Annotated in this window: 18 protein-coding genes; 8 read left to right on the top strand and 10 right to left on the bottom strand. The window is 64.6% G+C overall.

The features are described 5' to 3' along the window. Positions 1 to 14 precede the first annotated feature (14 nt). From ASC89_RS06845 to aspS, 4 genes are all read right to left on the bottom strand, one after another. On the bottom strand, positions 15 to 305 hold the full coding sequence (locus tag ASC89_RS06845; protein ID WP_055996095.1) for a Dabb family protein: 291 nt from the start codon (positions 303 to 305) through the stop codon (positions 15 to 17). Beyond that, on the bottom strand, positions 305 to 2,596 hold the full coding sequence (locus tag ASC89_RS06840; RefSeq protein ID WP_055996093.1) for an NADP-dependent malic enzyme: 2,292 nt from the start codon (positions 2,594 to 2,596) through the stop codon (positions 305 to 307). Before ASC89_RS06840 ends, ASC89_RS06845 begins: the two co-directional genes overlap by 1 nt. Positions 2,597 to 2,829: 233 nt before the next feature. Beyond that, positions 2,830 to 4,419, bottom strand: coding sequence for an EAL domain-containing protein (locus ASC89_RS06835; RefSeq protein WP_055996090.1), 1,590 nt, complete (start codon positions 4,417 to 4,419; stop codon positions 2,830 to 2,832). Positions 4,420 to 4,669: 250 nt separating this feature from the next. Then, positions 4,670 to 6,442 carry an aspartate--tRNA ligase gene (aspS, locus tag ASC89_RS06830; protein ID WP_055996726.1) on the bottom strand — a complete coding sequence of 591 codons (1,773 nt, stop codon included), beginning with the start codon at positions 6,440 to 6,442 and terminating at the stop codon, positions 4,670 to 4,672. A gap of 222 nt (positions 6,443 to 6,664) precedes the next feature. Between aspS and rnd the strand changes: the two genes are divergently transcribed. Continuing rightward, positions 6,665 to 7,831: a ribonuclease D gene (gene rnd / locus ASC89_RS06825; RefSeq protein ID WP_055878149.1), complete on the top strand. Its 1,167-nt coding sequence runs from the start codon at positions 6,665 to 6,667 to the stop codon at positions 7,829 to 7,831. A gap of 220 nt (positions 7,832 to 8,051) precedes the next feature. Here the strand turns inward: rnd and ASC89_RS06820 are convergent, their stop codons facing one another. Genes ASC89_RS06820 through ASC89_RS06805 form a run of 4 tightly spaced genes read right to left on the bottom strand, consistent with a single transcriptional unit; the run spans position 8,052 to position 13,603 of the window. Further along, positions 8,052 to 9,590: a Ppx/GppA phosphatase family protein gene (locus ASC89_RS06820; protein WP_055996087.1), complete on the bottom strand. Its 1,539-nt coding sequence runs from the start codon at positions 9,588 to 9,590 to the stop codon at positions 8,052 to 8,054. Beyond that, complete coding sequence (locus tag ASC89_RS06815; protein ID WP_156384531.1) at positions 9,587 to 11,800, bottom strand: RNA degradosome polyphosphate kinase; 2,214 nt, start codon at positions 11,798 to 11,800, stop codon at positions 9,587 to 9,589. The genes ASC89_RS06820 and ASC89_RS06815 overlap by 4 nt, the downstream gene beginning before the upstream one ends. Beyond that, on the bottom strand, positions 11,754 to 12,485 hold the full coding sequence (locus ASC89_RS06810) for a hypothetical protein (RefSeq protein ID WP_055996085.1): 732 nt from the start codon (positions 12,483 to 12,485) through the stop codon (positions 11,754 to 11,756). Before ASC89_RS06810 ends, ASC89_RS06815 begins: the two co-directional genes overlap by 47 nt. Then, positions 12,482 to 13,603 carry an AI-2E family transporter gene (locus ASC89_RS06805; protein WP_055878154.1) on the bottom strand — a complete coding sequence of 374 codons (1,122 nt, stop codon included), beginning with the start codon at positions 13,601 to 13,603 and terminating at the stop codon, positions 12,482 to 12,484. Before ASC89_RS06805 ends, ASC89_RS06810 begins: the two co-directional genes overlap by 4 nt. A 108-nt stretch (positions 13,604 to 13,711) precedes the next feature. Between ASC89_RS06805 and purM the strand changes: the two genes are divergently transcribed. Genes purM through purN form a run of 3 tightly spaced genes read left to right on the top strand, consistent with a single transcriptional unit; the run spans position 13,712 to position 15,859 of the window. After that, the gene (gene purM, locus ASC89_RS06800) at positions 13,712 to 14,788 is read left to right on the top strand and encodes a phosphoribosylformylglycinamidine cyclo-ligase (protein ID WP_055996082.1); all 1,077 of its coding nucleotides are present in this window, start codon (positions 13,712 to 13,714) and stop codon (positions 14,786 to 14,788) included. Next, on the top strand, positions 14,788 to 15,270 hold the full coding sequence (locus ASC89_RS06795; protein WP_055996079.1) for an ATP-binding protein: 483 nt from the start codon (positions 14,788 to 14,790) through the stop codon (positions 15,268 to 15,270). Before purM ends, ASC89_RS06795 begins: the two co-directional genes overlap by 1 nt. After that, positions 15,263 to 15,859: a phosphoribosylglycinamide formyltransferase gene (gene purN, locus ASC89_RS06790; protein WP_274532689.1), complete on the top strand. Its 597-nt coding sequence runs from the start codon at positions 15,263 to 15,265 to the stop codon at positions 15,857 to 15,859. Before ASC89_RS06795 ends, purN begins: the two co-directional genes overlap by 8 nt. On the opposite strand, the gene ASC89_RS06785 is transcribed toward purN, so the two are convergent. Both ASC89_RS06785 and ASC89_RS06780 read right to left on the bottom strand, forming a co-directional pair. After that, positions 15,860 to 16,822: a GNAT family N-acetyltransferase gene (locus ASC89_RS06785; RefSeq protein WP_055996073.1), complete on the bottom strand. Its 963-nt coding sequence runs from the start codon at positions 16,820 to 16,822 to the stop codon at positions 15,860 to 15,862. A 67-nt stretch (positions 16,823 to 16,889) separates the two neighbouring features. Continuing rightward, positions 16,890 to 17,438: a hypothetical protein gene (locus ASC89_RS06780; protein WP_156384530.1), complete on the bottom strand. Its 549-nt coding sequence runs from the start codon at positions 17,436 to 17,438 to the stop codon at positions 16,890 to 16,892. A gap of 161 nt (positions 17,439 to 17,599) precedes the next feature. Here ASC89_RS06780 and ASC89_RS06775 point away from each other — a divergent pair, with 161 nt between their 5' ends. The 4 genes from ASC89_RS06775 to ASC89_RS06760 all read left to right on the top strand — a co-directional run bounded on the left by ASC89_RS06775 (position 17,600) and on the right by ASC89_RS06760 (position 19,890). Beyond that, positions 17,600 to 17,986, top strand: a complete 387-nt coding sequence (locus ASC89_RS06775; RefSeq protein ID WP_055996066.1) for a tautomerase family protein — start codon at positions 17,600 to 17,602, stop codon at positions 17,984 to 17,986. Positions 17,987 to 17,999: 13 nt separating this feature from the next. Continuing rightward, positions 18,000 to 18,890 (top strand): DMT family transporter, encoded by an 891-nt coding sequence (locus ASC89_RS06770; RefSeq protein WP_055996063.1) that lies wholly within the window; start codon positions 18,000 to 18,002, stop codon positions 18,888 to 18,890. Further along, positions 18,887 to 19,240 (top strand): VOC family protein, encoded by a 354-nt coding sequence (locus ASC89_RS06765; RefSeq protein ID WP_055878169.1) that lies wholly within the window; start codon positions 18,887 to 18,889, stop codon positions 19,238 to 19,240. Before ASC89_RS06770 ends, ASC89_RS06765 begins: the two co-directional genes overlap by 4 nt. 65 nt (positions 19,241 to 19,305) lie before the next feature. Further along, positions 19,306 to 19,890, top strand: a complete 585-nt coding sequence (locus ASC89_RS06760) for a carboxymuconolactone decarboxylase family protein (protein ID WP_055878171.1) — start codon at positions 19,306 to 19,308, stop codon at positions 19,888 to 19,890.

Genomic DNA, 19,890 nt, shown 5'->3' with positions numbered 1-19,890 from the left:
CTTCGACTGCCATCTCAGATCGGCTCGTAGTCGATCTCCAGGAACTTCTCGACCTCGCGCTCCCAGCGTTCCCGCACGAACTTCACGTGCTTGGGATGTACGTTGTAGCCGTCGTAGGCGGCCTGGTCGGCGAACTCCATGGAGAAGCCGAACTCGTAGTCGTTCTTCTTCGAGATCTGCCGCAGCTGCTCGAATTTCTTTACGCCCGGGATCTCCTTGAGCACCATCGCGTCACGCAGAAACGCTTTCTCCATCAATGAACCATGGGCGTGCTTCAAATTGAATACGACAGTATGCCGGATCATCAGGTCCTCTCCCCCAACGCTACCGCTTCGCTGGCGGCAATTGCCGTCATATTGACGATTCCGCGGCTCGTGGTCGAGGGGGCAAGGATGTGGGCCGGGGCGCGCGGCCCCATCAGGATCGGGCCGACGGCCAGCGCGTTGTTCATTTCCTTGAGCAACGTCATCGACAGGTTGGCGCTGTCGAGGTTGGGGAACAGCAAGAGGTTCGCTTCGCCCTTCAGCACTGATTCCGGGATGTAGCGGCTGCGCAGCTCATCGTTGAGCGCCAGGTCGCCCTGCATTTCGCCCTCGATGATCATCTCGGGGGCCACGGCTTTCAACTTCTGGTAGGCCTCACGCATCTTGTAGGCAGTGTCGCCGTCGCGCGAGCCGAAGTTCGAGTAGCTGAGCAGCGCCGCCTTGGCCTCGATGTTGAAGCGCTTGAGATGGTCGCGCGCCTGGAGGGCAATGGCCACCAGCTCATCCGGGGTCGGGTCCATGTTGACGTAGGTGTCGGCGAGGAAGAACACGCCGCGCGGCATGATCAGCATCGACAGCGCCGAGACGTCCTTCACGCCATCCTGCAGCCCGATGATCGAGCGGATGTCGCGCACGTGCTTGATGAAGCGGCCCTGGAAACCGCAGAGCATGGCATCGGCGTCGCCGCGCTTCACCGACAGCGCCGCAATCACCGTGGTGTTGGTGCGCACGATCGTCTTGGCGATATCAGGGGTCACGCCGTTGCGGCCGACCAGCGAGTGGAACAGCTCGACATAATCACGGTAGCGCGGGTCGTCCTCGGGGTTCACCACCTCGAAATCGCGGCCCGGCTTGATGGTCAGCCCGAAGCGCTGCAGCCGGCTTTCGATCACCTGCGGGCGGCCGATCAGGATCGGCAGCGCCATGCGGTCTTCGATCATCACCTGCGCGGCGCGCAGCACCCGCTCGTCCTCGCCGTCGGCAAAGGCGATGCGCTTCTGCTGGCCGATCACCTTGTCGATCACCGGCTTCATCACCAGGCCCGAGCGGAAGACGAAGCGGTTGAGGCTGTCGTGATAGGCCTGGAAATCGGTGATCGGGCGCTTGGCGACGCCCGACTCCATAGCCGCGCGCGCCACGGCCGGCGCGATGCGGAGAATCAGCCGCTGGTCGAAGGGGTTCGGGATGATGTGTTCCGGCCCATAGACTGCCGGCTGCCCCGAGGGCGACACTTCCAGCCCAGGATCATGCGCCAGTTTGGCGATCGCCTGGGCCGCAGCCAGCTTCATCTCTTCATTGATGGTGGTGGCGCCGACGTCCAGCGCACCGCGAAAGATGAAAGGGAAGCAGAGGACGTTGTTGACCTGGTTGGGATAGTCCGAGCGCCCGGTGCAGACCATGGCGTCGGGGCGGATTTCCTTCGCCACCTCGGGCATGATTTCCGGGTTCGGGTTGGCGAGCGCCAGGATCAGCGGGTTCGGGCCCATCTTCTGCAGCATTTCGGGCTTCAGCGCGCCGGCCGCTGAGAGCCCGAGGAAGATGTCGGCGCCGTCGATTACCTCGGCAAGCGTCGTGGCGTTCGACTGCCGGCAGAAGCGGCCGCGCCACTTGTCGTTGACGTCGTCGCGCTTGTCGGTGAGCAGCCCGTCCTTGTCGGCCACCCAGATGTTCTCGAGCTTTGCACCCAAGGCGACGAGGATGTTGAGGCAGGCGATGGCCGCCGCCCCTGCCCCGGAGGTGCAGATCTTCACATCCTCGATCTTCTTGCCGCTGAGCTCCAGCCCGTTCAGCACCGCGGCGCCGACGATGATCGCCGTGCCGTGCTGATCGTCGTGGAACACCGGGATCTTCATGCGCTCGCGCAGCGCTTCCTCGATGGCGAAGCACTCGGGCGCCTTGATGTCCTCGAGGTTGATGCCGCCGAAGGTCGGCTCGAGCGGGCGCACCACCTCGATGAATTTCTGCGGATCGGTCTCGTCGATCTCGATATCGAACACGTCGATGCCGGCGAACTTCTTGAAGAGCACGGCCTTGCCCTCCATCACCGGCTTACTGGCCAGCGCGCCGATATTGCCGAGCCCGAGCACGGCGGTGCCATTCGAGATCACTGCGACGAGGTTGCCGCGCGAAGTGTACTTGGTCACCGCCTCGGGATCGGCGGCAATTTCCTCGCAGGGCGCGGCGACACCGGGGGAATAGGCCAGAGACAGGTCGCGCTGGTTGCCGAGCGGCTTGGTCGCCTGAATCTCAAGCTTTCCGGGCTTGGGGAACTGGTGGAAATGCAGCGCCGCTTCACGCAGCGCTTTCTTCTGTTCGGTCACGTCGGCAGACATAAACACCCTCCCGGAAACTCAGGAGTGAGTGCCACTAATCGAGGGCGATGAAAAGGCGGGGATAGCGGGAAACTGACGGGAAGGAGTTTCCTCGCCCGGTGGCTGTGGACCCCCACCCCTGTCCCCTCCCCGCAAGGGGGAGGGCGACCAAAACACTGATGCCGGTGTCGGCGTCTCCCTCCCCCTTGCGGGGAGGGATTAAGGGTGGGGGTCAGCTTGCGCCGGACCTTCGGCTAAGCCGCGCTCACCTGCACCAGCCCCGGCAGCACCACCGGGGCATTCAGAGCCCGTGCCAGGTCGCGGAAGGCGCCAGCCTTGAGCGCCGGAGCAAAGAGGTAGCCCTGCGCCTGCACCACGCCACGCGCCCTCAGGTACAGCGCCTGGGCTTCGGTCTCGACGCCCTCGGCAACGATCTCGGTGCCGAGGTCGCGCGCCATGGCGATTAACCCGTCGAGCACCGGCACCGGCGCGCCCTCGGGCTTGATCATGTCGACGAACACGCGGTCGATCTTCACCACGTCGACGCCGAGCGTCTGCAGGTACGCGAGGTTCGAGTGGCCGGTGCCGGCGTCGTCCATCGCCAGCTTGCAGCCCAGCGCGTGCAGCCCGGCGATGACACTCTGCGCCTGTGCCATTTTCTCGAGCGGCTTCCGCTCGGTGATCTCGAACACCAGTTGCCGGAAGCTGATCGCCGAGTTGGAAAAGATGGTGTGGACGTCGTCGACGACCGTGCCGTCGCGGAAATGCCCCTCGAACAGGTTGATCGAGATCTTCAGTTCCGGCATGTCCCCACAAAGCGCGCTCAGGTCGGCTTTCACCTGCTGCATCAGACTGACCGTCATCGGCAGCGCCAGCCCCGTCACCTCCGCATAGTCGATGAAGGCGCCGGGCGGCACCACTTCGCCGCTCTTTTTCTCCCACCGGCACAGCACCTCACAGCCGGCGAGCGCACCGGTCCTCAAGTTGATCACCGGCTGGTAGTAGGGCTTCAACTCCCCTGCAGCGATCGCCCGCTCGAGGTCGAAGGCCGGCAGGTCGGACCGGCGTACATATTGCAGCGCGAGGATCAGGAACGCTCCGCACATCAGCGCCGCCACCACGGTGAAGCTTGCGTCGAGATCGCCGTAATCGGCTCGTACCATGGCGAACGGCACCGCCGCCGTCACTCGGATCGGCAGTTCGCCGGCAAAGCTCTCGGCGGTGACGAACTCGATATCACCGCGGTTATCATAGGCCTTGGGGTCGCCGACAGTGACGATCTCAGCGCCGTCAGTCAGCGACACCCGCATCATCGAGGTCGGCCTCAACCCGTTCAACAGGCTGTCCGGCTCGGCCGCCAGAATCGGCACGAAGGCCGATACCTTTCGCGTCGTGCCAAACGCTTGCGTCACCTTCAGCGCGGGGATTCGGAGGTCGGCGTACTTCGCTACCTCGATGGTCTCGGTCTGGTTGGGCACCGACAGCGGGCGCGACAGCGGCGAGTATTTCACGTCCTTGCCGAGTGCGTCGCAGTACTGCACCCCGTCGGCATTCTCGACCAGCACCTGCTTCAGATAGAGGCTCAGCTCCATCTGCCGATGCACGTTGGCGATGAAGCTGGCGGTGCAGAGCGAGGGACTCTCGGCGAGGATGCGGCGCAACGACGAGATCGCGTCATAGGCGGTCGCCTGCACCCGGCTTGCGACCGCATCCACCGATTGCTGCAGCAGCACCCGCTCACGCACCCGCACGTAGGAATCGAGCACGAAATCCACGGCCATGACCGGCAGGAACGCGGCAAAGGCCGCGAGTAGCATCAGCACATGGGCATACTTGGACTTCAAGCGAATCCGCCCCCGACGGAGATAGGCAACAAATGCCTAGCGGGCGGACTTTAAGAGAGTGTTAACGGTGATTAACCGACCGTGCCGGAATGGGACGCCGGTGATTGATAGCCGCCATCGCGAATGGAGGTTCCCGCTTTCGCGGGAATGACCCCGGTGGTTGGGACGGACATCGGAACGACTACGCGAACCTGCGTTCATACTCCCGCCGCTTCCTCGGAAACGGAAAGGGCGCCCGAAGGCGCCCCACTCACTTGGTGTCGGCGATCACCCGCACGTGCAGCTCGCGCAGCTGCTTGGGCTCGGCCGGGCTCGGAGCGCCCATCAGCAGATCTTCGGCCTGCTGGTTCATCGGGAACAGCGTGATCTCGCGCAGGTTCTGCGCACCGCAGATCAGCATGACGATGCGGTCGATGCCGAAGGCGGCTCCGCCATGCGGCGGGGCACCGTACTGGAAGGCGCGATAGAGGCCGCCGAACTGCTCCTCGACCTCGGTGCGCGACTTGCCGGTCAGCTCGAACGCCTTGACCATGGTCTCGGGCAGCTGGTTACGGATCGAACCCGAGGCGATCTCAAAGCCGTTGCACACCGCATCGTACTGGAACGCCTTGATGCTCAGCGGGTCCTCGGTGTTCAGCGCGTCGATGCCGCCCCGCGGCATTGAGAACGGATTGTGCGCGAAGTCGAGGCGCTTTTCTTCCTCGCTCCACTCGTAGAACGGGAAGTCGACGATCCAGCACAGCTTGAACTGGTCGAGCTGGGTGAGGTTGAGGTCGAGACCGATCTTCACCCGCGCTTCGCCGGCGAACTTGTACATCTTGTCCGGGCGGCCGAGCACGAAGAACACCGCGTCGCCGTCGGCGAGGCCGAGCTGGGTGCGGATCGCCGCGGTGCGCTCTTCGCCGATGTTCTTGGCCACCGGGCCCGAGCCTGCCCCGTCCTTGAAGAAGATGTAGCCGAGGCCCGGCTGACCCTGCCCCTGGGCCCAGGCGTTCATGCGATCGCAGAAGGCGCGGCTGCCGCCGGTCCTCGCCGGAATGGCCCAGACTTCTACCTTGGCGTCGCTGGCGATCTGGTTGGCGAACACACCGAAGCCCGAGCCGCGGAAGTGCTCGGTGACGTCCTGCATTTCGATCGGGTTGCGCAGGTCGGGCTTGTCCGAGCCGTACTTGCGGATCGCCGTGTCATAGGGGATGCGCGGCCATTCCGTCGTCACGGGCTTCCCGTCGGCGAACTCCTCGAACAGCCCGGTGATGACCGGCTGCATGGTGTCCCAGATTTCTTCCTGGGTAACGAAGCTCATCTCGAGGTCGAGCTGGTAGAACTCGCCCGGCAGGCGGTCGGCGCGCGGGTCCTCGTCGCGGAAGCACGGCGCGATCTGGAAGTAGCGGTCGAAACCGGCCACCATCAGCAGCTGCTTATACTGCTGCGGTGCCTGCGGCAGGGCGAAGAACTTGCCAGGATGGATGCGGCTCGGCACCAGGAAGTCGCGGGCGCCTTCGGGCGACGACGCGGTAAGGATCGGCGTCGAGTACTCGGCAAAGCCGATATCGCCCATGCGGCGGCGCATCGACGAGATCACCTTGGTGCGCTTGACGATGTTGGCATGCAGCGTCTCGCGGCGCAGGTCGAGGAAGCGGTATTTTAGGCGGATGTCTTCCGGATAATCCGGCTCGGCGAACACCGGCAGCGGCAGCTCGGTGGCTTCACTCAGCACTTCGAGCTCGCGGATGAACACTTCGACCTGGCCGGTCGGCTGCTTGCCGTTGACCGTTTCGGGCGTACGCTGCTTCACCTCGCCATCAACCCGGATCACCCACTCGGAGCGCACCGTCTCGGCCAGCTTGAACGCCTTGGAATCGGGATCGATCACCAGCTGGGTCAGCCCATAATGGTCGCGCAGGTCGATGAACAGCAGGCCGCCGTGATCGCGGACGCGATGCACCCAACCGCTGAGGCGCACATTATTGCCCACGTCACCCTGGCGAAGGGCGGCGCAGGTGTGGGTGCGGTAGCGGTGCATTTCACTCATCTCTTGTCTCTGAGGCAGGCGGATTTCGGGGCCGGACAAGCGCATGCGAGGGCGCAATTGTCAAGTTGAGCGGCCCTGACCGAGAGCGCAGAGAACGCACGGGAACCCAGATGACCACGCCGCGAGACCGTGACTTATTCGCCACTCTGTGCTCGCCATTCGCGTGTCCCACTGTTATTCAGGATTGGTAAGCCTTGTGACGAAAGAGTCTTGATGGAGCTCATTACTTCGACCGACGTGCTCGCCGCCTTTTCGAAGCGCGCCGCCGGTTATGATTTCGTGACGGTCGATACCGAGTTCCTGCGCGAAACAACCTACTGGCCGAAGCTCTGCCTGCTGCAGGCGGCAACCCTCGACGAAGCGGTTCTCATCGATCCGCTCGCCCCCGGCCTCGATTTGTCGCCGTTCTTCAAGCTCCTCGCCAACGACAAGGTCCGCAAGGTCTTCCACGCGGCCCGGCAGGACATCGAAATCTTCGTCAAGCTGACCGGCAAAGTGCCCGCCAACATTTTCGACACCCAGGTCGCCGCTTCCGTTTGCGGCTTCGGTGACAGCGTCAGCTACGACAACCTGGTCCGTTCGATCACCAAGGTCGAACTCGACAAATCTTCCCGCTTCACCGACTGGTCGGCCCGGCCGCTGACCGAAAAGCAGAAGGTCTACGCCCTCGCCGACGTCACCCATCTGCGTGACGTCTATGCAGCGCTGGTCAAGCAGGTCGATGATACCGGCCGCTGGGACTGGGTGGAGGACGAACTGGCAGTGCTCGAATCGATCCACACCTATGTGGTGCAGCCCGAGCATGCCTGGGAGCGGCTCAAGGCCCGCCTCGCCAAGCCGCGCGATGTCGCCGCGCTGAAGGCGCTGGCGGCCTGGCGCGAGCAGCGCGCCCAGGATACCGACCAGCCGCGCAGCCGCATCCTCAAAGACGACGCGCTGATCGAATTGGCGATGCAGCGCCCGCTCAATCCCGAGAGCTTCGACAAGCTGCGCGCCGTGCAGCGCGGCTATGGACGCTCCTCAGCTGCCGGCGAGATTGTCTCGATCCTTAGGGATGTCGAAGCGCTGGGGAAATCCGACCTGCCCAAGCTGCCCGACCGCCACCGTGGTCCCTCGCCCAAGGGCGCCGTCGGCGACCTGCTCCGCGTACTGCTGAAATCGGTGGCTGAGGATAACGGTGTTGCCTCGCGCATCATCGCCACCTCCGACGATATCGATGCGCTGGTGCTCGATGACGATGCGGACGTGCCGGCACTGAAAGGCTGGCGCCGCAAGCTGTTCGGCGACAAGGCGCTTGCCATCAAGCACGGCAAGCTCGGCCTCGCGGCGAGCAAGAAGGGCGTCATCGAAATCGAGATCATCGACGACGACGAAGAGTAGGCGCGCTCAAGCCTGTTGCCGAGGCGCCGCGGCCGAATGGAAGCCGTGGTTGAGTAACCCACTGCTATCACCCAGCCCACGATGTCGTCCCAGCGAAAGCTGGGACCCATTTGTCCGCTGGTGCAGATGGTGAATTGGGTCCCAGCTTTCGCTGGGATGACAGCCGGTGGGTGGATCAACAGTGAGCCTAGCCAGCTTCCCGGCCGGCGGGCGATGCGCCCTACCCCGCCACCACATCCGTAAGCTTGATCCCGACGACGCCGGCCAGCTGATCCAGCCGGCCGCGCAGGTGTTCGCCGTCGAGGAAAGCCAGGTCGCTTGGCAAGTCGAGTTTCAGGATGCCCTTGTCGATGAAGAAGCCGACGCGCGGCAGCACGCCGGGCATGGCCGCCGACATCGGATAGGCAACGCGGAACGCCGCGCCCAGCAGGCGCGCCCGGGCGCTCATCGCCGGGCCGGAGAGCGCCAAGAGGCTCTGGCTCATCGATTTCTGCTTCAGCCCCATGTAGCGGACCGCCAGCACCTCGGCGAGGAAAGCGCGACCGGGATGGTCGACGCCGGTGGCCGAGCCGTAGGCGACCATGTCGACGGCCTGCTCGCCGCGATAATCCGGGTGGCCGCGCCAGCCGATATCGGCGAGGTAACAGGCGACCTTGCGCAGCCTGGCCTCCTCTGCCGTCTCGGTGATACCGAGGGTGGTCAACAGTTCGGCGGTGAAATCGATTAGGTCCTCGGCATGCGCCGGCGAACGGGAGCGCAGCACGCTCATCTGCTCGGCGGTCTGCATTAGCGGATCGACGGCGCGCTCGTCCTCATCGAGCAGTCCGTAAAGGTAGCCCTCGCGCACCCCCAGCGCCGAGAACACCACGGTCTCGAACTTGCCGGCCTTCAGCACTTCGATCAGCACCGCGGCGCCATAAGGCACCAGGTCCCGCCGGCCGGAGCTGACATGCTCCGAACCGGTATAGGGTTTGTTCGCCGCCGTCGCCGTGACGATGTCTTCGCACAGCTTCAGCATGTCGCTGGCCTTGACGGCATAGTGCTGCACCATGTGCAGTGGGTAGTCGCGCAGCACCTGGTGCACCTTGGCGAGCGACCGCCAAGTGCCGCCGATGGCGCAGAAGCTACCGCCCTGCCCGTCCATCAGTTTGGATTTCTTCAGCCGCTGTTTGGCAATCGCCTGTGCCTTGGATGGCGACACATCGGAATCGTCCTGCAGGCGGATAACGCCAAGTTCATGCGTCTCGCCGGTGGAATCGGTGCCGCCCGCAATGGACGACAGCTCGAGGCTGCCGCCACCGAGGTCGCCGACCACACCGACAAAACCGGGCATGCCGGAGATGGCGCCGAGCGCGGCGAAGTGCGCTTCCTCAGCGCCCGAGAGCACGGTCACCTTGGCGCCCATGATCTCTTCGACGGCGTCGACGAAGGCCTTGGAATTGGAAGCCTCGCGCACCGCCGAGGTGGCAAGGATGTGGGTGGTCCCCGCCCGCATCAGTTTAGACACCAGGGCAAAGCGCTGGATCGCGGTCAGCGCGCGATCGATGTTCTCGTAGGCGATCTTGCCGGTCTGGGCGAGGCCTCGGCCGAGGGCGCAGGCGGTCTTCTCGTTGTAGAGCGGGGTCAGTGAACGGGCGTGCCGCTCATAGACCACCAGGCGGACCGAGTTGGACCCGATATCGAGCACGGCAACAGGTCGCGCGCCCTTGAGGCGGCCCTGCGCGGTGGGGTCGGCGTCGACGCCCCAGTATTGGTTCACTGGCTTCTCTCTTCGTTGTCGCGCTTCAGCGCCGTACCGCGGCCCGACAGGCTCGCATGCGTCATGAAGTAGTCGTGCGCATTGTAGGGCTCTTCGCCCTCCTTGGGCCTGATCCTATCGGAACTGCCGTCCGGAAGCACCTCCCAGCTTTGCTGGTTATCCTTCAAATATGCGACCATGGTGCGGTCGAGGATCTGCTCGTGCACCGTGGTGTTGAGAATCGGCACCATCACCTCGACGCGCCAATCGAGGTTACGCAGCATAATGTCAGCCGAACTCATATAGACCTTGGCCCGGCGCGAGGGCAGCGGCGCCCCCTGCCCGAAACAGAAGATGCGGCTGTGTTCGAGGAAGCGGCCAACCAGCGACTTCACCCGGATATTGTCCGAGAAGCCCGGGATACCGGGCCGCAGGCAGCAGATGCCGCGGACGATCAGCTCGATCGTCACGCCCCTGCGGCTGGCGTCGTAGAGCGCGTCGATGATCTCGGGGTCGACCAGCGCGTTCATCTTCAGCCAGATATTGGCCGGCTCGTTCCGCTCGGCGAACTCGACCTCGCGGGCGATGTGGTCGAGCAGCGTCTGCCTGAGCGTCACCGGTGAGAAGGCGATCGCCTCCATCTCGGCGGGTCGGGCATAACCGGTGATGAAGTTGAAGACGCGGGCGACGTCACGGGTAATCGATGGCTCGGTCGTGAAGTAGCTGAGGTCGGTGTAGATTTTGGCAGTAATCGGGTGGTAGTTGCCGGTCCCGAGGTGGCAATAGCTCACCAGCTTGCCACCCTCGCGGCGTACCACCTGGCTCATCTTGGCGTGTGTCTTCAACTCGATAAAGCCGAACACCACCTGCGCGCCAGCTCGTTCCAGGTCTCGGGCCCAGCGGATGTTGGCTTCTTCGTCGAACCGCGCCTTGAGTTCCACCAGCGCGGTCACGGTCTTGCCCGCTTCCGCCGCCTGTACCAGCGCCTTGACGATCGGGCTGTCGCGCGAGGTGCGGTAGAGCGTCTGCTTGATCGCCACCACATCAGGGTCGCGCGCCGCCTGCATCAGAAACTGCGCCACCACATCGAAGCTCTCGAACGGGTGGTGGACCAGGAGGTCCTTGGCACGGATGGCGGCAAAGATATCGCCATTGTAGTCGCGGATGCGCTCGGGGAAGCGCGGCAGGTAGGGCGTGAACTTGAGGTCCGGCCGGTCGACGTCGCAGATCTTCGATGCGTCGGCGAGGCCGAGGAAGCCTTCGACCTCGAACGTATCAGTGGCGCCGACCCCCAGCCGCTCCGAGATGTGGCGGCGCAGGGCGCGCGGCATCTTCTTTTCGATCTCGAGGCGGATCACCATGCCGCGGCGGCGCTGACGCAGGGCGGATTCGAATTCCACGACCAGGTCGGCGGCTTCGTCGTCGATTTCGATTTCGCTGTCGCGGATGATGCGGAAAGCGCCCGAGCCCGACACCTGATAGCCCGGGAACATCTTGTCGATGAAGCGGTTGATCAGCGTGTCGATGGTCACCACTTCTACCCGGTTCGGCGCCGCCAGTTCATTGGGCAGAGTGACGAAGCGATCGAGGTTCGAGGGCACGCGCACCAGGGCGGTCAGCGTCTGGGTCGTCCCCTCGCGCACCATCTCGAAGGCCAGGGTAAAGCCGAGATTGGGGATGAACGGGAACGGGTGCGCCGGATCGACCGCGATCGGCGTCAGCACCGGGAAGATCTCTTCGCGGAACAGTTTCTGCAGGTACTTTACCTGCTCCGGCGTCAGGTCGTCGGCCTCATGGATCACCACGTCCTTAGCGAACAGTTCCTCGCGCAGCTGCTGCCAGTGATCCTGCTGCTCGAGATGCAGGTGCTGGGCCAGCGTCGCGATCTCTTCGAGTTGTTCGGCCGGCGACAGCCCGTCGGCACTCTGTTTGGTGAGGCCGGCGCGCAGCTGGCCCTTCAGCCCGGCGACGCGCACCATGAAGAACTCGTCGAGATTGTTGGCCGAGATCGAGACGAACCGCAGGCGCTCGAGCAGCGGGTGATTGATGTTCCCGGCCTCCTCCAGCACGCGCATGTTGAACTGCAGCCAGCTGACCTCGCGGTTGACGAAGCGCGCCGGGCTCTGGCGCAGTTCGGCGACGTCAGGCGCCTCCTGCTGCGGCTGTTCGGCGATTTCGCTCATCTCATTCATCGTCGTCGGCTCCGAGATCGAGGGCCAGCTGTCGGTCATCACGCGCTGCGCTCCGCTGCCTGAGCGCTTCGCCGGCAATGGCACGAGTGATGGCAGTACCACGCTCGAGCGCCATGCGATCCATCATTGACGCAAGGGCAACCGCCTCTTCCGACGATCGTTCCATGCGCGCCACCAGATAGGCGATGATCCTGGGTTCAACAGCCACCTGACGATCGTCGAACAGCTTCACGAACATCTGTGACAATTGGATATCGTCGCTCAGTGACACGGTGAAATGCGCCGCGAGTCGAGCCCGCGATTTCAGATCATCGGTTGCGAACGGCCAGTTTGCAACGGGCTGACGTGCCGTCAGCAGCAGCGGACGGCGGTCGCGCATCGACTGGTTGAGCAGGTGGAACAGCGCCGCCTCGGCGTAGCCCGCCCGGTCGGCATCCTCGACCACCAGCGGCTGGGTGCCGCCATCGCGCGACAGGGCCTCGGCTGTATCGGGTGTGGCGTGCCCGGCCCCTGCCCGTTCGGCCCAGATGCGCGACAAATGCGACTTGCCGGAACTCGCCGGCCCGTCGATCAAGGTCAGCGGACCAGGCCAGTGCGGAAAGGCCAGCACATGCGCATGCGCCAGCCGGTTGCCTTCGCCGACGATGAAATCGTCCTCGGCATGCGAGGCCTCGTGTCCGAGGTCCAGCGCCAGCTGTCCGCCCCCGAGTTGCAGGCCGGTCATTTCCCCGCCGTGGCGCGCGGCTTTCGCGCGGGTCTCGTGACGGCAGCCTCAGGAACCGACGCCGGTGGCGGCAGTTCGTCCGGGCCGAGATAGAGGCTCGATTGCTGGTACTTGGTCAGCGCAAAGCGTGTCAGCACACCGGAAATGGCGGCCAGCGGCACCGCCAGCAGCAGCCCGACGAAGCCGAACAGCAGCGCGAAGGCGAACAGCGCGAACATCAGCCAGACCGGGTTGATGTTGATGCTCTGCCCGACGAGCTTGGGATAGAGGATGTTGCCCTCAAGGAACTGGCCGACGATGTAGATCATCAGCACGATCAGCACGAACACCCATTGATCGGGCCAGAACTGCACCAGCGCCACCGTCATCGACAACGCGAAGCCGACGAGAAAACCGACATAAGGCACGAAACTCAGGAGCCCGCCGATCAGGCCGATGGCGAGGCCGTAATTGAGCCCGGCCAGGGTCAGCGCGGTGCAGTAGTAGACGCACAGCACCAGGATCACCGAGCCCTGCCCGCGGATCACGCCCGCCATGGCGCCGTCGATGTCGGCCAGGACGCCGCGAATCTCGCTGCGGTAGCGGCGCGGCAGCAGGTCATCGACCTTCTCGACCATGCCTTGCCAGTCGACCAGCAGGTAGAACGCCACCACCGGGGTGATGAACAGCACGGCGATGGTGTTGATTACCGTGAGCCCGCTCTGCGCCAGCGTGCCGGTGACGATCCCGGCGAATTCGACGCCTCGACCGATCAGGTCGGTGAGGCTGCCTTCGAGCTGCGCCGTGCGCTCCGGCCCCAGCCATTCAGTGAACTGCGGCATCCATTGGCGCAGCAGGTCCTGCAGATCGGCAACATATCCGGGCAGACCCGCGATAAGCCCGCCGATCTGCACAGCGATCAGCGGCACCAGGGCCAGCAGCAGGCCGAGCAGCAGGACCAGCACCAGCAGCAGCACCAGCATCGAGCCCCACGACCGGCCAATCCCAAGCTTTTGCAACCAGTTGACCACCGGATTGAGCAGGTAGGCCAGCGTCAGCCCGACCACGAACGGCAAGAGGATCGAGCGGAACACCCAGAGCAGCAGGATGGCCGCAACAAACAGCCCAGCCCAGATCATTACCTGATATCTTAGGCTCAAGGTCCCGGGCGTCTCTTGCGTGACTGAGGTGGAGCGGTTATCAGCGCTCGGCAATTCCGCTACCCCTGAAAATCTGGCGAACAGCCCATGTCCGACGCGCAAAACGTGCCATCAAACGGGCTCTCGTACAAGCAGGCCGGCGTCGACATAGACGCAGGCAACGCGCTTGTCGAGGCCATCAAGCCCGCAGTCCGCTCCACTCGCCGCCCCGGCGCCGATGCAGAAATCGGTGGCTTTGGTGGGTTGTTCGACCTCAAGGCAGCCGGCTTCACCGATCCGATCCTCGTCGCGGCCAATGACGGGGTGGGCACCAAGCTCAAGATCGCCATCGAAACCGGCAATAATGGCAGCATCGGCATCGACCTCGTCGCCATGTGCGTCAACGACATCATCGTGCAGGGCGCCGAGCCGCTGTTCTTTCTCGACTACTTTGCCACCGGCAAGCTGGATGTCGCGACCGGCGCCGCCATTGTCGAAGGTATCGCCGAGGGCTGCCGCATCGCCGGCTGTGCGCTGATCGGCGGCGAGACGGCCGAGATGCCGGGGATGTATTCGGGCAAGGACTATGACCTCGCAGGCTTTGCGGTCGGCGCCGCCGAGCGCGGTACGCTGCTGCCGCGAGAGGATGTCGAGGCCGGCGACGTGCTCGTCGCCATCGCCTCGTCGGGCGTCCATTCCAACGGCTATTCGCTGGTCCGCAAGATCGTCGAGGTCTCGGGCATCGACTGGTACCTGCCGGCCCCGTTCGAGCCAGGCAAATCGCTCAGCGACGCCCTGCTGGTGCCCACCCGCATCTACGTCAAACCGTTGCTCTCGGCGCTGAAGGCTGGCATCGCCATCAAGGCGCTGGCCCACATCACCGGCGGCGGCTTCATCGACAACATCCCGCGCGTTCTGCCCGACAGCCTTTCGGCCCATATCGAACTCGACAAGGTCACCGTGCCGAAAGTGTTCGGCTGGCTGGCCCGGGTCGGCGGCATGAACGAGCGCGAGATGCTCCGTACCTTCAACTGCGGCGTCGGCATGCTTTGCGCCGTGTCGAAGCAGGACGCGAGCAAACTGGTCGAACATCTTGCCTCAGCTGGTGAAACTGCCGCGATCGTCGGCGAGCTGCGGCCGCGCATCGGTGAACCGGTGACGTTCGAAGGCGCGCTCGCGCTCTGATGGCTGCAACCCGCGGTCGCCTGATCATCGTCTGCGGCCTGCCCGGCGCGGGCAAGACCACCGCCGCGACCGAACTGGCCGAGCGCCACGCTGGCGTCCGCTATTCGCCCGACGACTGGATGGATGCACTCGGCATCAATCTCTGGGATGAGGCGAAGCGTGCCGGCATCGAGCAGCTGCAATGGCAGCAGGCGCAGAGCCTTTTGGCACTCGGCGGCACGGCCATCATCGAGTGGGGCACCTGGGCCCGTTCCGAGCGCGACGCGTTGCGCGAAGGCGCCCGTGCGCTGGGCGCTGCCGTCGAGCTTGTCCACATGGATGCCCCAATCGACGTGCTCCTCGACCGCGTTACCAGGCGCGGCCGGGAATCACCGCCGATCGATCGCGCCATGCTAGAAGATGCCGCGCGCGCCTTCGAACGGCCAAGCGCTGAAGAACTCGCCCTCTACGACCCTCCTGCAAAGGCCCCGCCCCGTGACTGAGCCGAAAAAGCGTGTCGCCATACTGATTTCCGGTCGCGGGTCGAACATGACCGCGCTGATCGAGGCCGCCAAGGCGCCCGACTATCCGGCTGAGATCGTCGGCGTGTTCGCCAACAAGCCGGATGCCGGCGGGCTGCAGATCGCCGCCGGCCAGGGCATCGCCACGGCCTGGCGCTGGCATAAGGACTATCCGAGCCGTACCGGGTTCGAGCTGGCCTTGTCGGACGTGCTGAAGCTCTGGCGGCCCGATTTCATCGCGCTCGCCGGCTTCATGCGCCTGTTCACGCCTGAGTTCACCGAGAAGTGGCAGGGCCGGATGCTCAACGTTCACCCCGCGCTGCTGCCACTGCACAAGGGCCTCCATCCGCAGCAGCAGGCGCTCGACGCCGGCGACAGCGAAAGCGGCTGCACGGTACATTTCGTCACAGCGGGCACGGACGAAGGGCCCACCATCCTGCAGCGCCGCGTCCCGATCCTCCCCGGCGACACTGCGGAGACGCTGGGCGCCCGCATCCTCGTTGAGGAGCACATTGCCTACCCCGATGCACTGGCCATGTTGGCGCGCGGCGAAGTCAGCTTCGCCGGCTGATCAAGCGGCAATCGCTGAGCGACCGCGCCAGATCATGTAGACATTGGCCCGATCGTAAGGCGAGCCTTCGCGGATCGCCGGCTGATGCTCGAAGCCGGTCCGCTCGTAGAGGTGGATCGCCGACTCGAGCCGCGTATTGGTCTCGAGGAACAGCTCGGCGCCACCGAGCCGCTCGAACTCGGTAATCGCCGCCTCGATCAGCTTCCTGCCAATGCCGACGCCCTGCACTGCGGGATCGACCCCCATCTTGGTCAGCTCGTACTCGCCGGGCGCATGTTGCTTCAGGGCGCAGGTCCCGACTACGGCATCGCCAAGCAGTGCGAACAGCACCGCGCCACCGTGCTCGACGATCGCCTCTGGGTGCGACATCACCTCGATGTCATAGGGCTCGAGCACGAAGTAGCGCTCCAGCCAGATGGCGTTGAGCCGGTAGAAATGCGTGCGCAGTTGCGGGCTGAGCGGCACGATCCGCACCGTCTCCTGGCTGTAGGCGCGTGCCTTCGCCGTGATGAGGTCGGCCAGCCCCGGCGCCGCCACCTGCTCCAGCCCGGCCAGCAGCGTCGCCGGATCTAACCCGGCGCCGGCGACTCGCTCCTCCAGCGCGTCGCGGATCGCGCGCCACAGCGGTTTGGCCGTCTGCAGCGCGGTCTCGGCCTTCGCCGTCAGAGTCAGCCGTCGGGTCCGGCGGTCACCGGCGTCGCTCGCCGTGTTCACCCAGCCGTCGCGGACCAGGCGCGTGGTCAGCTGGCTGATGGCGGAATGGGTCTGGCCGACCGCGCTCCCGATCTCGCCCACCGTCATCGGCCCGCGATCGTGCAGCAGTCGGAGAATCGGGAACCAGCGTGCCTGCAGCTCAATGCCGTGCCGTCCGTAGACCTCATCGGCCATGGCGTAGAGCTGGTCGCTGATCGCCTTGAGCTGGCTGCCCAGCGAGAGCAGCCCCATATCGCCGAGATAGGTCATTCCTGGCTCCTGCAACGATATATGTAAGTACTAACATATCTCCGTTCGAGGGACCATCGCAAGCCTATTACTTCCTCGGGTGGTCCGCCGTGCACCACACTTCGGCCTCGGCAATGAAGGCACTCGACAGCGGCTGCGCCTCGTCGAGCTTGATGGCACCAGCCAGTGGGCTGCCACCGACGCTGATCGAGCCGTCGCGGCAAGGGATCCACACGGTGGAGAGGATGTTGGGCGTGCCCCCGAGGTCGTAGTCGTCCTTGCGGGTGAGATAGCGTTCGATCGGCCCGGATATCTCCACCGTCACGTCGCCGGCCGATGCCCGCAAACCAGTATCGAGGTCGAGCTCGAAGCGAACCGGCGCCAACGTGAATTCCGGCTCGCGCCAGGCAATGCCGGCACTGACGCTCCTGATGTGTCGATTGAACTCCGCACCGAGCCACGCCCCGAGTTCGCGATCAGGTCCGATGATGCGGGTGCACTGCGGCGTCCCGAGCACGAGGGCGTGTCCCTTGCCGCGCAGCGACCAGTCCACCCGCCAAACCGAGGCGTAAGCAGTGGCCCTGCCTCCGTCGTAGAGCGTCACGCACGGGTTGGCGCCCATCAGTCTCAATGTCATGCTGGCGGCCCTCCATCCGCCGGCTATGTAGGTACGGGCGCCGCCGAGACCAGAGGTGGACGAAACGCTGCCATCACGGGAATCGATCGGACCCATCGTCAAAATCGGTTCGACGCGACTCTGCTTTGTGGTCCATGTTCCGGCCTTCTCGAGGATACCCGATGCCATCGACACGACTTGAAACCCGCGCCGGCTGGATCGGCGATCGCCATGCGGCGCTGATCGCCGCGGTGCAGCGCGCGCTGGTCGAGGGCATCCGCATCCCGGAGCAGGATCGTGACATCCGGATCATCGAATATCCCGCGCATGCCTTCGCGCCGCCCGACGGCAAGAGTGTCAACTACACCGTTCTTGAGATCACGATGTTCAGCGGCCGCTCGGTGGACGCCAAGCGCCGGCTCTATGCCGCGCTGGTCAGCGAGCTCGGCGTCTTCGGCATTGCTCCGTCCGATCTAAAGGTTGTGCTGCACGACGTGCCGCGCGAGAACTGGGGGCTGGGTGGCAAGGCCGCCGTTGATATCGAACTCGGCTTCAAGGTCGAAGTCTGAAGGAGCCGTACCGATGAAACTGCAATACTGGCTGCTCATCATCCTGCTCGGCGCCGTCTGGGGCTGTTCGTTCCTGTTCAACGCGATCCTGATCCGCGAGATCAGCCCGCTCTGGGTAGCCGCCGGACGGGTCAGCATCGGCGCCGCCATCTGCTGGCTGGTGTTCTTCGCTACCCGCAAGAAACTGCCGACCGATCCGAACCTCTACTGGCAGTTCCTCATCCTCGGCATCCTCAATTACGCCATCCCTTTCGCGCTGTTCCCGTTCGCAGAGCAGACCGTCGCGAGCTCGATCGTCGGCGTCATCAACGGCATGACCCCGATGACCACGGTGATCGTCTCCCAGCTCTGGCCGGGTGGTGAGAAAGCCAGCTGGAATAAGGTGGCCGGCGTCGCCATCGGCTTTGCCGGCGCGGTGATCCTCGCCCTGCCCTCGCTCGGCGTCGGCGCCTCGGCCCAGATCATCGGCCTCCTCGCCGCGTTCATCGCGACGCTCTGCTACGCGCTGACCCTCAACTATGCCCGCCGCTTCGCCAAGGTGGAGCCCTATGCCGTGGCCTCGGCCTCGCTCACCGGCGCCGCGCTGATCTCGGTTCCCATCGCGCTGTTCTTCTCCGGCATCCCGATCATCACCCGCCCCGAGACCTGGGGCGCACTGTTCGGCATCTCGGTGTTCTCGACCAGCTTCAGCTTCCTCCTGGTCTACTGGCTGTTGCCGCGGGTCGGCGCCACCAACCTGTCGCTCAACACCTTCATCACGCCGATTTCGGCGATCCTGCTCGGCGTGCTGATCCTCCACGAACGCTTCGAGCTGATCCACATCCTCGGCATCATCGTGATCTTCCTCGGTCTCGTTTTCATCGACGGCCGGCTGGTCAAGGGCTGGCGCAAGGCGCCGGCGTGACAGTCAAGCGCATCGTCGCAAACATCGCGGCCGACGACCTGTCTGCCGCCAAGCGGTTCTACGGCGATGTGCTCGGGCTGGACCAGCTGATGGATCACGGCTGGATCGTCACCTATGGCTCGTCGGCGCAGATGAGCGTGCAGGTAAGCGTCGCCGGTGAGGGTGGATCCGGCACGCCGGTGCCGGATCTCTCGATCGAGGTAGATGATCTCGAGGCTACCTTCGCCAAGATTCGCGCCGCCGGATTTGCCGTTGAGTACGGCCCTGTCGACGAACCATGGGGCGTCCGTCGCTTCTATGTCCGCGATCCGTTTGGGCGCCTGGTGAACATCCTCAGCCATACCGACTAGCGTTCAGCCACGGTTCAGGTGACCTGCTCCACCCCTAGTCATCATATGACCTGAGGAGGCCACCGGTGTTCATCGGAACCATCGACGAGAAAGACGCGACCGGCGCCATTGCCGATATCTACCAGACCGAAGCGGCGGCGCTGGGCTTCGTGATGGAAGGCACCAAATGCTGGACCGCCCTGCCGCACATCGCCCCGATGGTCGAGCACCTGCTGCATGCGGCGCGGAACAACTTCTCGCTCGGGCTGGTCAGCTGGCGGCTGATCACGCTGGTCGCAGCCAAGCAGATTCCCTCGAGCTATTGCTCGCATGTCTACGCCAAGCTGCTGGTCAGCGACCTGGGCTCGAAGGAGAAGGTGCTCGCCATCCAGCACGATTTCCGCAGCGCCGGCCTCGCGGCGAAGACCGTGGCCATGCTGGCCTATGCCGAGCAGGTCGCGCGTGACGCCAGCCTCATCACCGAGGGCGACATCGAGGCGCTGCGTAAGCACGGCTTCACTGATCGCGAGATCGCCGACATAGCGTTCTGCGCCGCCTATCGCAGCTTCATGAGCCGCTATTTCGATGCCGTCGGCGCGATGCCGGAATCCACCTGGCTCGACCCCGATCCGGAGTTTCGCGCCGCGATGACGGTGGGTAAGCCCGTCTGA

It is taken from the genome of Devosia sp. Root413D1 (assembly GCF_001425235.1).
Taxonomy (GTDB): Bacteria; Pseudomonadota; Alphaproteobacteria; order Rhizobiales; family Devosiaceae; genus Devosia_A.
The sequence above is the reverse complement of the archived record's forward strand: the minus strand, read 5'-3'. Positions and strand labels throughout refer to the sequence as shown.

Excerpts from the sequence above, each read along its gene's own strand:
- ASC89_RS06845 (WP_055996095.1), bottom strand. The coding sequence starts at position 305 with ATGATCCGGCATACTGTCGTATTCAATTTGAAGCACGCCCATGGTTCA.
- ASC89_RS06840 (WP_055996093.1), bottom strand. The coding sequence starts at position 2,596 with ATGTCTGCCGACGTGACCGAACAGAAGAAAGCGCTGCGTGAAGCGGCG.
- aspS (WP_055996726.1), bottom strand. The coding sequence starts at position 6,442 with ATGCACCGCTACCGCACCCACACCTGCGCCGCCCTTCGCCAGGGTGAC.
- rnd (WP_055878149.1), top strand. The coding sequence starts at position 6,665 with ATGGAGCTCATTACTTCGACCGACGTGCTCGCCGCCTTTTCGAAGCGC.
- ASC89_RS06815 (WP_156384531.1), bottom strand. The coding sequence starts at position 11,800 with ATGACCGACAGCTGGCCCTCGATCTCGGAGCCGACGACGATGAATGAG.
- ASC89_RS06810 (WP_055996085.1), bottom strand. The coding sequence starts at position 12,485 with ATGACCGGCCTGCAACTCGGGGGCGGACAGCTGGCGCTGGACCTCGGA.
- ASC89_RS06805 (WP_055878154.1), bottom strand. The coding sequence starts at position 13,603 with ATGATCTGGGCTGGGCTGTTTGTTGCGGCCATCCTGCTGCTCTGGGTG.
- purM (WP_055996082.1), top strand. The coding sequence starts at position 13,712 with ATGTCCGACGCGCAAAACGTGCCATCAAACGGGCTCTCGTACAAGCAG.
- ASC89_RS06795 (WP_055996079.1), top strand. The coding sequence starts at position 14,788 with ATGGCTGCAACCCGCGGTCGCCTGATCATCGTCTGCGGCCTGCCCGGC.
- ASC89_RS06785 (WP_055996073.1), bottom strand. The coding sequence starts at position 16,822 with ATGACCTATCTCGGCGATATGGGGCTGCTCTCGCTGGGCAGCCAGCTC.
- ASC89_RS06780 (WP_156384530.1), bottom strand. The coding sequence starts at position 17,438 with ATGACATTGAGACTGATGGGCGCCAACCCGTGCGTGACGCTCTACGAC.
- ASC89_RS06775 (WP_055996066.1), top strand. The coding sequence starts at position 17,600 with ATGCCATCGACACGACTTGAAACCCGCGCCGGCTGGATCGGCGATCGC.
- ASC89_RS06770 (WP_055996063.1), top strand. The coding sequence starts at position 18,000 with ATGAAACTGCAATACTGGCTGCTCATCATCCTGCTCGGCGCCGTCTGG.